This window comes from Paenibacillus periandrae, from assembly GCF_022458865.1.
GTDB classification, from domain to species: domain Bacteria; phylum Bacillota; class Bacilli; order Paenibacillales; family NBRC-103111; genus Paenibacillus_S; species Paenibacillus_S periandrae.
The window spans coordinates 15374-32360 of the sequence record NZ_JAJNMU010000050.1 but is presented as its reverse complement, the minus strand read 5'-3'; the positions used below and the strand labels follow the sequence as shown (position 1 = coordinate 32360).

General features: G+C 39.9%; 15 protein-coding genes. 1 reads left to right on the top strand and 14 read right to left on the bottom strand.

The features are described from left to right. Positions 1–1000: 1000 nt before the first annotated feature. The 8 genes from LRL21_RS43250 to LRL21_RS43215 form a co-directional block, all read right to left on the bottom strand. Positions 1001–1768 carry a zinc ribbon domain-containing protein gene (locus LRL21_RS43250; protein WP_240421943.1) on the bottom strand — a complete coding sequence of 256 codons (768 nt, stop codon included), beginning with the start codon at positions 1766–1768 and terminating at the stop codon, positions 1001–1003. A gap of 300 nt (positions 1769–2068) precedes the next feature. After that, on the bottom strand, positions 2069–3424 hold the full coding sequence (locus tag LRL21_RS43245; protein WP_240421942.1) for a hypothetical protein: 1356 nt from the start codon (positions 3422–3424) through the stop codon (positions 2069–2071). A gap of 225 nt (positions 3425–3649) precedes the next feature. Further along, positions 3650–3982, bottom strand: coding sequence for a hypothetical protein (locus tag LRL21_RS43240; protein ID WP_240421941.1), 333 nt, complete (start codon positions 3980–3982; stop codon positions 3650–3652). A gap of 37 nt (positions 3983–4019) precedes the next feature. Next, a complete protein-coding gene (locus tag LRL21_RS43235) occupies positions 4020–4199 on the bottom strand; it encodes a hypothetical protein (protein ID WP_240421940.1) in 180 nt (59 codons plus the stop codon). A 155-nt stretch (positions 4200–4354) separates the two neighbouring features. Further along, positions 4355–4570 carry a hypothetical protein gene (locus LRL21_RS43230; RefSeq protein ID WP_240421939.1) on the bottom strand — a complete coding sequence of 72 codons (216 nt, stop codon included), beginning with the start codon at positions 4568–4570 and terminating at the stop codon, positions 4355–4357. 324 nt (positions 4571–4894) lie between these two features. Further along, positions 4895–5623, bottom strand: a complete 729-nt coding sequence (locus LRL21_RS43225) for a stalk domain-containing protein (RefSeq protein ID WP_240421938.1) — start codon at positions 5621–5623, stop codon at positions 4895–4897. A 74-nt stretch (positions 5624–5697) separates the two neighbouring features. Next, positions 5698–6054: a hypothetical protein gene (locus tag LRL21_RS43220; RefSeq protein ID WP_240421937.1), complete on the bottom strand. Its 357-nt coding sequence runs from the start codon at positions 6052–6054 to the stop codon at positions 5698–5700. Positions 6055–6319: 265 nt separating this feature from the next. Continuing rightward, positions 6320–6973, bottom strand: coding sequence for a response regulator transcription factor (locus LRL21_RS43215; RefSeq protein ID WP_240421936.1), 654 nt, complete (start codon positions 6971–6973; stop codon positions 6320–6322). A 333-nt stretch (positions 6974–7306) separates the two neighbouring features. Between LRL21_RS43215 and ku the strand changes: the two genes are divergently transcribed. Beyond that, complete coding sequence (gene ku, locus LRL21_RS43210; protein ID WP_240421935.1) at positions 7307–8122, top strand: non-homologous end joining protein Ku; 816 nt, start codon at positions 7307–7309, stop codon at positions 8120–8122. A 363-nt stretch (positions 8123–8485) separates the two neighbouring features. Here the strand turns inward: ku and LRL21_RS43205 are convergent, their stop codons facing one another. The 6 genes from LRL21_RS43205 to LRL21_RS43180 form a co-directional block, all read right to left on the bottom strand. Next, positions 8486–8830, bottom strand: coding sequence for a hypothetical protein (locus tag LRL21_RS43205; protein ID WP_240421934.1), 345 nt, complete (start codon positions 8828–8830; stop codon positions 8486–8488). A 199-nt stretch (positions 8831–9029) separates the two neighbouring features. Next, positions 9030–10298 (bottom strand): S1 family peptidase, encoded by a 1269-nt coding sequence (locus LRL21_RS43200; protein WP_240421933.1) that lies wholly within the window; start codon positions 10296–10298, stop codon positions 9030–9032. 630 nt (positions 10299–10928) lie between these two features. After that, positions 10929–11201, bottom strand: coding sequence for a hypothetical protein (locus LRL21_RS43195; protein ID WP_240421932.1), 273 nt, complete (start codon positions 11199–11201; stop codon positions 10929–10931). Between the two features lie 531 nt (positions 11202–11732). Beyond that, the gene (locus LRL21_RS43190) at positions 11733–12788 is read right to left on the bottom strand and encodes an RNA-guided endonuclease InsQ/TnpB family protein (RefSeq protein ID WP_240421931.1); all 1056 of its coding nucleotides are present in this window, start codon (positions 12786–12788) and stop codon (positions 11733–11735) included. Between the two features lie 272 nt (positions 12789–13060). Beyond that, positions 13061–15721 carry a CARDB domain-containing protein gene (locus LRL21_RS43185; protein ID WP_240421930.1) on the bottom strand — a complete coding sequence of 887 codons (2661 nt, stop codon included), beginning with the start codon at positions 15719–15721 and terminating at the stop codon, positions 13061–13063. After that, positions 15718–16974, bottom strand: coding sequence for an S-layer homology domain-containing protein (locus tag LRL21_RS43180; protein WP_240421929.1), 1257 nt, complete (start codon positions 16972–16974; stop codon positions 15718–15720). Before LRL21_RS43180 ends, LRL21_RS43185 begins: the two co-directional genes overlap by 4 nt. Positions 16975–16987 lie beyond the last annotated feature (13 nt).

Genomic DNA, 16987 nt, shown 5'->3' with positions numbered 1-16987 from the left:
TCTTTTTTGAAAAATTCTATAAGATTAAGCTTCATGTAAGCCAATTTATGAAGCGAATCAATCAGCACCCGCTGGATACCGTTGATCGCCTGCTTGTTAGGTTATGATCTTAATTGCGGTCTATATAATGCTTTATTTTTCCAGTCTAGTACTTTATTTTCTTTGAACAGCAAGCGGGTAAAGCACGGGCTCGATGCTGCCCTCTCCTATTTCTGATAAGCAGCACGAATAGGCTAGGGGGAGCAAATCCCCTAGCCCAACCTGGACTTTCTGCAGTTATGTACATGGATCCATTGAGGTCCGCGTCCCCCTCCGGATTCGTGCGACCGTCAGTTGGGGAAAATATGCGAAAGCTTCAGGCGCCACTCCACCCTCGCTCACCAACATCGCGCGCATTTATAGTATTGCCAGATTAATAGAATAATATACCTGCATATGATATAATCATCGAAGCATCGTAGAGTGCTCTCATGGGTGTTGGCTCCTCCGAAAGGAGGTGAGCCAGTGGAACCAAAAGACGTAGCAACGATCGTTATTGGAGCCGTAACCATTATAATCCTTTTAGTCAATCTAATGATCACGTTGATTACAACTTTCCATAAAAAGAAATAGGACCGTCCCCACTTCTCCAAAGTGAACGGTCCATTCTCACCCAACATGAGCCAGCCCCCTTGAAGGGCGACTATTGATGCGGCCCAGATCTGTTAGCGCAGTTCTGGGTCTTTTTTTAGTCTTTTCAAGGGATCTACTCTATATACATTCATTATACCCTTTTACGCCTGAAATTCAACCGGGCGCTTTTATTTTTCCTTAGTTTACCTTCGTATCCGTGACCGGGATTCCCTATCTACCAAGGAATCTCGGTCTTGTTAATCGCCAAGATGTGAATAAAAAAGCTTTAGACTGAATAGCAATGTTGCAAGTTACATCCGAATATTAAAGTTGTAGGCTACTCCATTGAAATTTTCGTACTCCAAACACTCTTTTTCTATATTAAGAATCAAAGTTTCTTGTCTGACGTTAAAAGTACATTAATGGCATTATGGTAGTCTTCCACAGGTCTTGTTCGAAAAACCATAAGGCTAGTGTTTTTGTCACCTATCTGATCTATATAAAGGTTATTAACATCATCAAAATGACCTTTCCAGGTCTGGCCAGAATGTGTAGTAATTTTGCTACCGTTATACGTGGCTTTAAGATCGAAGGTAATTCTTTTACCATCGATTGTACCCTTAAAGTAAGTTATTTCGCTTATGTCACCAGGTCTATTAGGACTTCTTCTGTAAGTTTTACTACTATATTCCAGTTGGCCGGAAATCTGATTATCTTCAACTATCCACCGAAAGAAGTAGGCAGACCTATCTTGAGTATGTAAGTACCCATTAGGTAAATCAGCAACAAGCGGAAGCCAGGGGATGTGTGCTGGTGGTGGTGGATATTTTTCAGCTGCTTGTTTATCTTGGGCAGCCTTTATTTGTTGAATTTCATTCTCCCTCGTGATAAAGAAATTGACCATATATATAGCAAGAATCAACAAAGCCACTATTGTAATTGCTATATTTTTACTCTTACTGGTTGTTTGGATAGTCTTTACAGGAGATACGTCTTCAATAGAGGTTTTTTTGTTTCCACACATATTACAGAATAAACTGCCATCTGGTAATTCATTGCCGCAATTCCTGCATGTAATCTTTATTTTTCTCCCGCAGATATTACAAAATAAACTTTCAGATGGTAACTTATTGTGGCAATTTCTGCACGTAATCATTGTTTGACCCTCCTTTCGTTAGTTCGTCGGTCTATCCTAAAAATATCCTTCAGCGAAAGATCTTTAAATGAAAATCGGAAAGTGACACTCAAACCACAACGAAATGGCCAGAGCTGCCGATAAAGGTTTTTACTAAAATGCTCAAAAAAATTAGGAAGTGGCAGTATCAACTGTTACTGAGACGCCTAAAGACTCAAGTTTTTGTATCGATTGCTTGTCCTCATAGTAGGAGAGACCAATTCCAGGTTATTAGTGCATTCGATTCGGTGAGATTAATTCATTGGATGCGGTATTGTCATTTTAGACGGTTATAGTGAGATTTCCAATGCCATTGTCTGTGGATGGCAGATGTCCTCCCGGTTCATTGAACTGAGCCACAATTTCAGTCAGTAGGCCTTTGAGGAAGGACCATTGATTGATTTCTAAGTCGTTAGCGCCAGCGACTTGAACATGAGCGGATGTAATCTTTCCTGCAACATGCCCAAGAGTACTGAGTCTATACCAATGTGCGTGAATACTAATGGGGACACCACCAATAGTAGCTGTTATAAATCCTGTTCGCGGCTGGGCTAACGGATCTGCACCATGAACATAATTTCGATCCGCTTGCGGGCGGCTCCATGTGATGGCTTCGCCTAGCTCCACAGCAGCAGCCAATTGGGTACCTTGTAATCGGCCTTTTGAGCTGTCTGCAGATATGGCCATGTTCTGGGCATAATGTAAATACGTATCATCATTCCCCCATTTAGCTGCAATGGTTACTCGTTCAAGGGCCGTGAGGGGATTTGTATTCAATTGTTGCAGTAGAGTTGCAATCTTAAAATGGCCCTTACCTGCTTCTAATACACCTGCTATAATACTTCTGCTTGGCCCTTGTATTAATCTTGTAAATAAAATGGACCAGTCATAGGTTGTTGCATCACCCATATTATCCATTGCCTTTGCGATTGCGGGTAAATCCGATACGGACTTGTATAGCTGTTTAAGATCGCCTTCTGATATTTTCTCGTTCATTTTACTCTCTAATCGTTTAGCCAAAACCAATACTTCAGGATCCTTCGGTGTGGTCTGATCCAGAACAAACTCAACCTCATCCGGCTCGTAATCATCCAATGATTCTTCATACCATTTGCCGTTTGTTTTTGCTAGTGCTAGTGTTTGAACGATAACGTCGTCGATATAAACAATGGCCCTTGTTTGATTATCCGTTAACTTGATTGTTGTTGCGCCGCCGTCTGCCTTTTCCTTTAAATCTGTGTATTCCTCTGAAAACTCATCCCAGCTGAGATCTTCTGCGCCTTCCTTGGGAGTGACAGAAGCGTCAGTCAAATTAATAACAGAATGGGCAACCCGTTGTATGACTTGTCCTGATGGGTTAGAGTGGACTGTTGGATGGTTGCTGCGTACGGGCTGAATGATATTTGGACTTGTCTGCGACTTCATTAATTGCGCAACCGCACGATTTCCGATCATACGTTGAAGCTGAAGGATGTGCTGCGAAGTAAGCGACCTGGGATCGAGCTGGGATCGCTGGATGGGGGCAGCCGGTTTGGATACCCGTTGGTTTGATTGACGCATACTGTTGGATGCGGACACCGCTGACGGAGAACTCGCGCTCGCTTTCACAGGATAATGGGGCTGTTTCGTTATGGCCATGAGGTACTCCTTGGTTGTTAGTAGTTACCAATATATTACCACACGATAGGAAAAAATAGGGATCTCTCATTCCATTCATCTACAAGAGATGACAAATAATATAAAGACATTAGATAGTCAGACTTTGCGCCGCGGATGCACAAAGTGTTGTATAAGCATTTGTACAGATTTTTTTGTTATAGAGAATGCAAATGGAGGCTGATTGCCTCAAGCACTGCTTCTTCTTCAATAATAAACAGATACTGTGTTTCGTTTAGCGAGCCGGTTTTCGCTATGAACAGCTTGCCTACTCTCAAAAGAGCTAATTTGCGAGTAAAGAGATGTCTCTTCATTCAAATTTTGGAATACCGTATTCGTGGGTACAGGTTCATATCCAGCGAAGACCAATTCTTCAATTCGCTCCATTTGACTTGGATCAAACAAGAAGAATCGATCGTTCATATTTTGCGTTACGGCCAGACCATTTTTCAGATAGAGCATCTCATAGCCCGGATTCATATCGGAGCCCTCGTCATCTTGGTCTTCTTCGAGCTGATTCTGCTCCTTTAACAATTCCAATTCAGAATAAGAAAAACTAGCAAACGCATATCGTTTTCTAATGTGAACAGTTTTTTCTGCCGCCAGGATGCCATGCTGGTGTAATATAGCATCCGTATGGAAACATTTCTTTGATACAGAGCTTTTTCTCTTGAATCGACAATTCGTATACGGAGACGCCATCCTGACCCGCCGCAAGCTCAAGCGTTACGGAATCCGAGGCAGGTATATCCATCATTCGTAGAGCACTCAGATAGTAGGTCTTCCATTTCGTGTGTATGCAAGAGAGTGCCATCTTCACTAAGATACACCAATATTTGCAGATGATTCTCGTCCAGCTTTTGTGCAGTCCAAATCAACTTCCCATCACGCGAGAATAAGACGCATGCAAATCTACCGACCTTGCTCCATAAACGGATGAAACGAAATGTTGTTGAAGGGGCGCTTTGCATGGTTACAAATACTCCCTTCTTCATGAAGCGTCAAACCCTCATCAAGTCGGTATAGTCTGCATTCCTTGTCATACAAAAAGACCGAAGGTGCCTCATTGTTTCTCGCGCAAAAGCCATAAGAGCCTACGAGCATTTTCGCGGGAGTCAGTAGAATCATTGTATTCCTCCAGATATTTGATTTGTTCATCCATCCTCGTTTTGTAGACAGCGATAGCTTATACTTGAGCCGAGTTGCAGGTTCTTGACCATGACTATCTCGGTCATATAGCTCAATATGGGCTGAAGATCGATTTTTTCACTTCATCCGAAGGATAATGACCCTACAAGATGATGCCGAGGCGTATCATGTTGAAGGAAAGCTCAGGCTTGTCGATCTCCACTTATGAAAATGCAGCACGATTCGCTTCTAGCGATCGTACTGCATCAGAGTATATCTTTTGTCCTTCTTGTCCGTCTTGCGTAATGCGTGAACAACTAAAACTTATTTAATCAAAGTAGGGTTTATAAGGTCTATATAGGCAGGGAACTCGCCCCCTGATGACTTATCGATCTTCACGTGCAGAGAGAGTACACCTTTGACACTAATATTTAACTCTTGAACTGACCCGGGTCCAATAGTTCGTTCTTCCAAAACCTTTCCATCTTGATCTAAGAAACTTACATGACGGGCAGCGGCGTAATTCGCTCCTTCATCATCAAAACCAAGTGTAAGTGATAAAGTTGAAAATTGTGCGTTCAAAGGGAATTTAGCAATGGTTTCGAATGACATATTTTTTAAAGTAAATCCAATCTTGCCATAATCCTTTTTATTTACTTTCATTGGCTGATTTTGTTTTAGATCTATAAAAGCTTTGTCACTATTGATGTAATTCGGTCCATTCAATTCATATGATGATGGTGCTGGAAGTGGAGAACTGCTTAATTGTTGACCTATAATAACAGCATTATTTTCTCCATCCCATTTAACAGGTACCCCTAAAATGTCGCCTATAGATTTTAATGGAACGTATGTTGAACCATTTGCAATAAATGGTTTTTGATCTGGATCCGATGGTGTTTTATCAATTCCATTATGAATTAATTTCACTCCAAAGATTGCTTCTAGACTAGTTTTTTCTGTGGCTGAGGCAGCATAAGAAATTCCTCCAAAAAACATGGCTCCTAAAACAAACCCACTCATGACTAACTTTACTTGATTGCTCTTTCCCAATCTAATTCCCCCTATGATATTAGTTGTATTTGGATTTTGACCAGAATTATACAAATAAAGACCTCAACCAATTTTCATATGGTGGAGTTTGATTGACTAATTTCCATCTTCCAGCGGTTATAGATATCAATTAAGAATTTAATATCATCCAAATTTGTACCACTGCCCGTTGCGATCTTCTTTAAACGATCCTCGCTTATCACACCGGGATTACATTTTTCATTTTTTGTCATAGAATTTAGTATTGCGTAAAACCTTCTAATTTCGGTCTCATTTTCGTATAAAACGCCGCGCCCCTCATAAGTAATTCCGGTGTTTCTAAAATTAAACTTGACCTTTCTATTACGGTCAAAAGAGTATACCAAGTCTTCCAAAGACAACGTGCTCTTTGGTTTATTCTTGAATAATTGTAGTAGATTCTTAATAAACATCTCCTATCACCGCCTTTGGAATAAATGGAATTAATAGGAATCTGAAAGCTTCATTCCACCATATAATCCGAAGATCCACTTTAGTTTAATGCGTTTGTTGGAACTATCAACATCATGCGTCAACCTGTGTCAGATGGTAACAGTCTGTCGCCTGAATAGCTATATGTTCTGATTCAGTAAGGGCTATTGAACTAGCCCTTAACTTAGCATCTGAAACGTATGCGTCAAGTAAACTAGCTAGGAATCCTATCCGGTGTGAGGAGGTTCAAATCTCAATCTTAAAGTTTTCATGGTAGAGTTCACTCTTTACGAACTTTTCTATCGCTTCCAATCTGGTTTTCACTTCAAGTTTTAAGTAAATACGCTTTAGATAATTATCTACTGACCGTTTACTTACGGAAATTCTTTCTGCAATTTTATCTTGGGTAAATCCTTTAGCAATCATATTCATGATAAGAATCTCTTCCTTAGTCATGTCACTCATATCGTTTTTAGTGTTTAAAGAAAGTTGGTGAAAAATTGAAATGGGAATCATCGATTGATTATCCAACACACATTCCACCATGTTTTTGAATGTTTTAGCATTGGATTCTTTAGATAGAATGCTGTCTACCTCCAGCTTTACCAAACGATTGAATAATTTCGTGATATCCTCCCCCGTGAATATGACAATTTTGGTTGCAGGGTAATTCAATTTAATATGTTCGATAATTTCCAGACCGTTTAATCCAGGTGCAAAATAATCTAGAATGACTAAATCGGGCTCATGTTCGGCCATTTTCTCTCTGCATTGTTTGTCGTCTAATGCTATATCCATAACTACAATGTCTTCAATTTCTTTCAACGCAGATTTAGTAGCTTCCGCAACAAATATATGTTGGTCAACTACCAGCGTTTTTAACTTTTTATCTCTATTCATTCACTAATCACCTACAATCTCAATGTTTGTTAATTTGATGGAAATTGATCTGTAACCAATCCATCAGTAGGATTGAAATCCCTGCTCTAAGTCTAACGTGACGTACATAATTTTGCAATAAAATGCAAAATTTTCATGATGTCTGTTCTGGGTTACCGCTACCAAATGCACGGACATACGATACTGAAAATAACTGTGAACCAATATTAACCGAACTCTCCTTTAATAACCACTGAGCCAGCTTAGTTTCTAGTTCAAAACTTTATTACTTTTCAGTTTATATCTTCTTGGAAATGGGAAAGACTTCTAGTATTGATATTAGGAGGTGCTCAGATGCATACAATATGGAAAGGTGCCATTAGTTTTGGGTTAGTTCACATTCCAGTTAAGCTATATGCGGCCACAGAAGAAAAGGAGATTGTTCTTCATCTGCTCCACAAAAGTTGTCATGGAACAATTAAAAACCAGCGATATTGCCATTCATGTCAGAGTGTAGTGGAACCAGAAGATCTGATTAAGGGCTATCCTCTGGATACGAATCAGTTTGTGACTTTCGACAAAGATGAGCTGGACAAAATCCACGATGATACGAGTAAAAAAATTAGTATCCTTGATTTTGCTGATGAGCTAAAAGTTGATTTAATGTTTACACAAAAAGTTTATTTTCTTGGACCTGATACTCATGGTGCAAATGCCTACTATTTGCTTCTTAAGGCACTAGAAGCGTCAAAAAAAATAGCAATTGGAAAAATGACACTTCGATCGAATACTAAATTGTGTGTTTTGAAGCCTATTAATGGAAACTGCATTCAACTGGCAACGATGTATTATACAAATGAAATCCGACCATCTGAAAATGTTCCAAATCTTGCTACCAATATATCGGTCGATCCTGGACATTTAAAATTAGCTTTACAAATTGTTAAGGGCCTGACGGGCACTTCTGACTTAGAATCTTATACAAATCCTGAACAAGAGCGATTATTGAATGCGATTCAATCGAAAATTTCAGGTCAACTGATTGTTTCAAATCCCGCTCAGGAATCTGAGGTCGTGGTTGATCTTTTGGATGCTCTTCAGGAAAGCGTAAAATTAGTTAAAGGTAAGAACAATCCCAAGCAAATCATACGGAAAGAAAAATTAGGATAGAAGTTTCTTCGAGAAAGTTTAATGTAATCTCGAAAGATGTTGCGAAAGGTTTTCTCGTTCATTTCGTTTCTCATCAATGGTATGGTCTAGGGCGTTACCAGAAGATTTGCTCGCAATCTCTACAACGATACCTCTGACGTTTTATGAGAAGCCCTACACGCTTCCGTGGATTGGTAAGCCCATACAAAGTTGTTCTTGTCGTGCTTGTAGAGGTTCGTTACGCATCCACAATGAGGACAAGCCAAAGGTGGAGCATTCATCTCCACCCTAATATGAAAGTCATGCTCATTACCGGTAACGTTCAGTATATTAAATCTAGTTTGACTTAAGATATACATGACTTCGACCTCAACAATTTAGTTTTCATTGTGTTGTATACGGCGATCTAATAAATAACCAAATACTCTTAATCAAATAGAGCAATCCCCCTGCGAATAATAAACAAGGTATGAGTATATTGATTTGGAATAACCCCTCAACAATTGGCCTACCATCCTCAAGAAAAATTTTTCCGCTTTCAATTGAATTTTGTAATGAATAAAAATCTTCCTTGTTCAACCAAGTTGTATAAATAGAGGAAATTAGAAGAAATAAAGAAAAAACGATTGAATTAAAGCTCACCTTAAATCCCATTACATCATCCCCCTTAGTGTAAATTTGCGCGTAAGCAACATTGTCCTCTGCCCAAGCTGAAATATTCTTGATCATCGAATGATTATTTACGACAACAGTAATTTCAAAAGCTAAATGATTAATTATTACTATGTTTATGGGGACTAAAAAGCCGATTCATCCCCCCTCCTACAATCTTACCATTTGAGTATAGAAGTTTAGAGGAATGGACAAATCGGCTTAAACAGTAAATGTATTTGGCGAATCTCATAAACCGAGACCACCTTCTTTATTGTCACTTTATGTCCGTTATACCAGTTATTCTAAATCCATCTGGTCCATCCAGAATATCAACCAATTTTGTCTCGTATGGCGTCTTTTTTTCTGTAGGTACATACGTTTCTTCATCAATTGTAGTGACGCGGATTCTTGTGTTTACAATAGCCTTATAGCCCGTTTTCCCTACTCTGTAGGCACGTAAAACGATAGTATCTAAATAGCTGCTAGATGAATAGTAGCGCTGGTACTTAGAAGGATTCTCTGGTAAAGTTTCTAGTAATGTAGGTATGAATTCCGTTGCGGTTGTATACTGTAAACGTTCTATTACGCTTGTTTCTCCTCCTAAAGCGCGAGCATAATCACTAAAATGCATACCAACCAGTAACTCAATCTCAGTTAAATTATCTCCACTAATACCCGTATTGTAGAAGTATTTTTCTGATTCTTTCGGGTCTTGTACCATCCACTTCTTAATTGCATCCGCTAATGCAAAGACTTTATCCATCTCATCCATATCTGCTGCACCTGTGTATCTAATCTCAATAGGGGACATCTCTTCTATTCGTGAAATACTAGTTGTTCTATCAGGATCAAAAAATGTTAGCTCTGATTCCTCTGTTAACCCCGATACACTCTTGCTGAGGTGGTCAGAAAAATGATAGTAAGAAACTAAAGTCTTACCATCTGCCCCATGTGTAGATGAGACAACAGTAGCAATAACCTCACCCCTGTCATTTATCACCATGCCTCCACTATTTCCTGGCTCACTCTTAACTGTAGTTTCAAAAGCCTTGGTTCCATTTAGATATCTGACACGCTTAATTACTCTTCCCCTCATGTCATTATTAAACTTTGTATTTGTAGAGCCGATCACCATGAGTGCGGCATCCTTGAAAGTATCCTCAGAATCAGCAAACGTAACGGGAATACCAGTACCATCTACCTTTAATACAACAAAATCATGATTTGCTTGTAAATCAGCTATCCCCACTACGGACATAATTCTATGATTGTTATCCTCTACCGTGCAGCTATCCACTCCAGCTATAACATGCGCAGCTGTAGCTATATAATTTGGCTTTACAAAAAAACCTGAACCTGACCAAGATGAATTATCCGTGGCGACCGTGCAAACCAACTTTACAGCAGAGTCTTTTGCTAATCTCGCAAGAGTATCAGTTGTATAATTTGAATCATAGGCAAATGCATTAAAAGCTCTAGAGGTAAGAGTTACTTGATCATAGTATGCATTCTCACTGTATAACGCTGAATCCTCTTCCGACAACTCTTTATCTTTATCAAGCGAAACAAGCTTTATAGGTGAGAAACTTGAAACATTATTATCCGTATTTATTACAACATCGAATCCATAAGGCTTTACTGGCAGATTAGGTGCAGACTCGATACTCTCAGAATATGCCGTTAAGGAAAGTAGAGTACTTAAAATTAATACAACGCCATGAGTAACAATAAAAATACTTTTCTTCAGATAAACCCCTCTTTTCCTTATCTAGTTACGTGTACAAACGATCCTAATTTTTAGGCAATAACAGTCAGTGTTCACACTCGTTGGATGATGCAATTTATAAATAGGAGTGCTATCCATAATGAGGTTCCCGATCATGTCAGCAGCCTCATTATTAGTTGTTTACTGAATTATCGTTCTACGTTAGTCTAAGTTCTATGGAGATCTAACGTATATGTATATCCATTAGTTTAACACTATTTATATCCTTATTGCGGTAAATAGTCACTAATAATAAAGTATCAGGAAGTATTGTTTTTCATTTCATCTTTATGAAACGATACGTTAACCCTTCAAAATAAGCATCAAACTGACTTAAAAGCGGAAACCTAGTACTTGAAAATAAATATGGTATACTTACAAAACCAACCTGCGGGGTGTATTTTCTATTTAGTTTCCTTTAAATTTATCTTTGAATAATGGATAACATATCGTGACTACTAGAAGAAATGGCCAAAGTATAATAAAAGAAAATACTAACGCGATTGCACCATTTTTATAAATCTTCTTTTTCTTCTCCGTTAATTCTCCTTTCTTATAATCCTTGTAGTACAATACTCCAATTGCTATTAGCGGGATTAACGATATTGCAAGTCCGCAGGCACTATATAATAGAAAAAACTTTGATGTTGTCAGTCCTTGATTTATTTGTAAATAATCCACTCAATCTCCTCCTACGATAAGCCAAATTACTAAATCTTGTTGGTTGATGCACAGCAAGCGAATCTACCCTGATCCTGCCACATAAATCTAAATCTAAACAAAAGCAATCATCATCGATTTTTACAGGTACCTCTACTGTTTTCTGATATCCCAAATGTGATCCTGTCAAGGGGTTAATGTCCCAAGTTTTCGGAATATTTCCATTGCTTAAATTCGTATTTACCCAAGATGCACTCATAAATTCTGTTGGTGTTACTCCAACGGCATTGATCGGCATGGGCTCTGTGGCAATACCTGTGCTGTAAAGGTAACATCCGGATTGTCATTGTCTATTTCCGATACAAAGATATTTTTAGCTTCCTTGGCCAGCGTGACATTCCCATCGCTTATACTTGTCGATAATTTGAACCTCCACACCCTTGAAAGGGTGGGATTCCTAGCTAGTTAACGGGCGCATACGTTTCCGCTTTGCCCAACTGCTAAGTTAAGGGCTAGTTCAATAGCCCGTCCTAGATCAGAGCCTATAGCTATCTAGGCTGACAGACTGTTACCATCTGCCACAGGTTGTCGCATGATGTTGATGGCACCGACACGATCTCGATGCGCTGTATAACCGCAGGTGCATTGATACGTTCGATCTTTTGCTTTGTTGCGCTGACCGCAGGATGGGCAGGTTTGAGACGTGTAGGATGGATTCACTTCAACGACTTTGATTCCAGCGATTGCCGCTTTGTATGCGATGAACCTTTGCAACTGATAGAACGACCAATTATGCAGATTCTTAGCGTTTTTGCGACTTGTTCTTGTCGTCTTGCGAATATCAGCCAGCTTCTCCAGCTTAATGACGGATACGTTCTCTTTGTTAGCCATATTGACGATCTGACGGCTGATTTTGTGGTTTTGGTCTTTCATGTAGCGACTTTCCTTGTCACGCTGCTTACGTATGGCAGATAGTTTCTTAAGGTTTCCAAGTTTGCGACGATTGTCGTTGTACTTACGGCGAATATATTTGTTCTTTCTTCCATTGCCGACGAACGTAGTCTTGCCGCTGGATGTTACGACAACGGCAGGTACTTTCAAGCCAAGATCAATACCCATCACGATGTCGCCTTCCGCTTGCTCAGTCGGTCTTTCAATGGATACTTGTACAAACCATTTAGCCGACTTCTGAACAACGCGGAGAATCCCATGCTTGCTATTCGACAGCAATGTTTTCTCTCGATCAGCAATGACCGCAGGAACGATGAGACGTTGAACTTTTCCGTCCATGACAACAGGGAAAGAAACGCTATCGTCTCCAATCGCATAATTCTGATTGTTGACGTAGTACACACGCTTTTTGAGAATGGGACGCTTCTTTTCCTTCTTGGACTTCTGAAATATACTTTTAGCGTCCCGAATGAGTTGATTCTTTACGGCAGAGGGCAGATTCGCATGGACGGTCTTTGAGGTTAGCTTTGGAAATGTTCCAGACGCTTCTGCTTGCTCAGTTAGCTCATTGACCGTCCGAATGTACGTATTGCCCATATCCACCAATACAGACGGTTTGGACGGAAATATGCGTATTTGAATGGTTAGTGTCTGCATGATGTCACCCTTTCAAAGCTAGTTCTACTCATTGTTTGCCGCGTTTGACCAATGAGGTGTAACCATGTAGGACAATTAAGACAGCCTAAAGGCTATCCCTTGTCCTAAGCCGATTCATCCCATGGCTGAAGCCAAGGGCTTTCTCACCTATTTTCTGTAATTACAACAATAAAGAAAGGACAGATTTAAACTTGTTTACTCTCAATTTCTCCTTTTTATACAAAGGACCGGAAACAATACGATTGTATCGAATCCGGTCCTGACAATGATGTTTAATATCTCAGATCCGTAGGTTGACCAGGTATTTCAATGGCTCGTAACTGGGATTTAAATTTACCCACATTCGCCCCTTTCAGGAGAATGGTATGATTCCCAGTATAAGAAACTATCAGTTGTTCTCCCCCTACCATGTAAGGATACTCCCAACCAACTACGAAATCATCCTCGTCAATTTCCGGTGTCATAGGTTCGTTAAATATGGAGTCATTGTTTGCATCATACGTAAAGGACCAATAACGTTTGGAAATAATATCTTGATCATTGCTTACAGCTGTACCTACTATGGTAAAAGTGCCAAGTCCCCTATCAGTAGGCTGCCGAGTCGTAACGCCATTTCCAATTACCGTCACGACTGGATCGATATCAGGCTGCACAACGATCGTTTTAACTGCATCACCCGTTAATCCTTCGGTATCTGTGACAGTAAGAGATATTTTATACTGGCCAAGCTTCGAAGTTTTAAAATCTTTCTCTTTGCCAGTTAAAGGATTGATATAAGTCAAATCTGCCAAGGTTCCTTGTGTTTCGCCTGCTACCGGACTGATTGACCATGCATAGGTTAATGTAGAATGCTTAGGACTGCTGCTACGTTCGCCGGATAACTGGATACGACGATCTTCCTTTAGCCAACCACTAACATCGATTACAGCTATCGGTTCCGGTCCAATAACATATAAGATCGAACAACCAGTAGCGCTGACGCCGGACTCGTTCGTGCCTGTTACACACACTTTATGCGATCCCTTTTCAGCAGCCGTTATGTTGGTATATTGAACCGCATTTAGCGGGGTTGACCAACCCTGAGCTAACGGCAAGCCCGCAACCCAAGAAGATCCGTTATTAAAGTTCCATAGCCTCGTTACCTTCTCGTTGCGACTATCCGAGATCGTAGGTTTTAAATAAACATTTGCACCTTGAACAACTTCGATTACCTCTTGATTCGTAGATGAATCGAACCAAGCTAACGATACGGTAGGCGCCCCCGCTGTTTTAATAATTTCAAAAGGTTTGGGTCCCGCGTACGCTGTTTTTCCGCAGCTATCATGGAGCGCGTAGAAAACTTGAACGTTTCCTACTGCCATATCTCCCGGATACTTCGTCCCATTCCAAGCAAACGCGATATCATCGATATTGCCCACTACGGGTCTATAGGGATATTGGTATGCTTTACTGCCCTGCTCAATCGCAAACCTGCCTTCAACAGGTGTGCAACTCGATGCTGTGGGATTCTTTATTTTAACCTCGAAGATATCCGTATCCTTCCACTCAATAACTGGAAAACGCACAGACAATTCCACTATTAGAGCTGAGGTGCAATCTCCCGTACAAGGTCCAGGATCAGTTGGATTTCCCGAACAATCATTTTTCGCCGTAAAAATAACAGTTAAACTGTTATTATTGTTGTTAGATTCATCAACATCATCATTGCTATCCACAAATACGGTTATACTTTTCATTGTATTTGCCGAAAATGTGTAGTCAAACTCACCGGTAAGTGTTGTAATTCCAATCCCAGCAGAATAGTCATGGGTCGCAACGGTAATTCCATCAACACTTATGGAAGTTTTAAATCCTTTATTAATTTCGACGTATTTGTTTTCAATGGTGTATTTGAAGTGAGCTGATACGTTTGATTCAATACAACTTGGTCCTGTTAGCGAGTTGACGGTAAGGTCAGGTTTAGTTGCTGGTGGCCCTGTAGTAGCATAGGCTTTTAGTTTTGGATACTTGTAGGTGTTGCCTCGAACTTTGATGGTCCATCGGTCGTACCATTCGATAACTAAACCGTTTGAATCATCCGAAATCAGCCTATCATAATTCACATCGAACGTTATTGTGTAATCGAAGCGATAGCCGAATGTAGATTGATTGATAGGCATGATTTTTTTGTTTGATATGTTGCTGTTTCTGAGGTTCATTGTGCTATCAGGATCAAATAAGAGATCTTCTTCTCTTAGACTAAAACCGGATACGTACTCTTTGGGTAATTTTATATTTCCATAATCGAAGCTAAATGCACTTGGCATATTTAAGTTTCCGGAACGCGTTGTTGTTGCTTGATTGCAAGGTCTGTTGTCCGGAAAAGTTGTAGGGAAAGGAGTCAAATTTTCGATTGGTCTCATTGTGTAATCACAAGAAACTTGTGAAGGTTGTGATACAATACTTGGATTTCTCAAATAATGCCTATTGGTTTGAGTAACCGCCAATGGATCTTCTCCTACTGCAGGAGGTTCATCGTAATCATACATCCATACCCGCTTATTACCAGGGTCACGAAACCACTGAAAAGGCCCTTTCCCAAGTTCTAAAGAAAGAGAACTTACCACCTCAATTTTTTCAGCAGTTAAAGGAGAGCTTAAGCGATACTTATTCCCTCCTGCATTAACCAAAGTCCCATGAACATTACCAGAAGCATCCTTTAATTCCACTTTAGCAATGGGATCTGTTGAATCTATTGTCACATCTTGAATATTCAATGTGCTGGAATTTGAAAACAAAAATTCATCGCTTGGATTTGCTTGGTGTACAGGTGCTGAATAAACGACCTCAATAGGAGCTAATTCAGCTGCTTCGGAAATATTGGGAAATGAAAGGATTATATTCAAAAAGGTAATAGCTACCAAAAAATAACTATAAAACTTTTTGCTCATCATTTGCCTCCCAGGGAAGCATCAAATACAGAATCATAAATACCTACACCATTTTGTTCACCAAGGGATCTGGCATTACTTTTATAGATACCTGTACTTCTATCTGTTGTGAGAAGAGGATTTTTAGGTGCTATTTGACCTGTAATTAGACGAGCCTCACTATCTCCTTCCTCGAAGCTAATATTACCTGCTTGATAGTAATATCCAAGACCATCATTCACATAAGGCACGAATCCAGCGATATTGATTAAATTACCTTCACCATCTACACTGTCTTCATTACCATTTTTAAATGACAAAAGATGTAAATACGACATGTCAAAGCTCTGAGTTTTTGGAGTCTCATATCGTACAACATGATTAAATGAAAGGAAAACATATGAATTCGATGGTATTTCCGCAACAGGTGTACGTGTCTTTCCAACTGCCTTATTCCAACGCATATTGTCCTGTAAGTATTTCTTGTTCGGATCACGTGGATCATCCATATCAATCACAATATACTTTTCAACCTCAGACATCCCAAGTTTGCTTTCATATCGAATTTCATCCCAAGGAAATACCTGTTCCCGCGGAACACCATTATACTTCTTAGCGCTACCAAAATACTCAGGTGCCATTGAATATACATTCGTCCGATGCCAAGCAATTTCCGCTTCTGACGTAGCGTATTTATCCGCAGGCAATACCGTTCCTGATTTAATTTTTAAAATACGTTCGATGACGGTAATCGCCTCAGCTCGGGTTGTAGGCTTGTCGATGCCTAATTCACCGCTTTCATTCAATCCGGTAATGATTCCTTTACTTGTTGCTAAATACATCCACTTATTTTCTTCATTTGTAGTTGCACCTGTTCCTCTAACAGCAATTTTGGCCATTTCATCACGAAGGATATTCCGATTGAGGTCTGAATCAGAGCCCGTTTCATCTTTGGTAATTAAACCATTCGCTTGAGCCGATGCTAAGAACTTGCTGTGCCAGTACTCACTATTGGCAGGATCAGTTTGAAAAGCTAGGCCTGTCACCAGCATTTTTACAAACTCGGCTCGGGTGATCGAATTATTCGGTTTGAAAGTTTCATCCACGTACCCATCTACGTAACCTTTGGCTACAGCTAGTCGGATATCCGACTCGGCCCAATGTCCGTTTGTATCCGTGAAGCTGACAGCTGCCACTGCATGTGTAGAGGTAAGAGGAACGAATGCCGTAATGCTTGCTAGCAAAGTAACCATTTTAAATGATTTGATTAATTTCATGAATAATAACCTC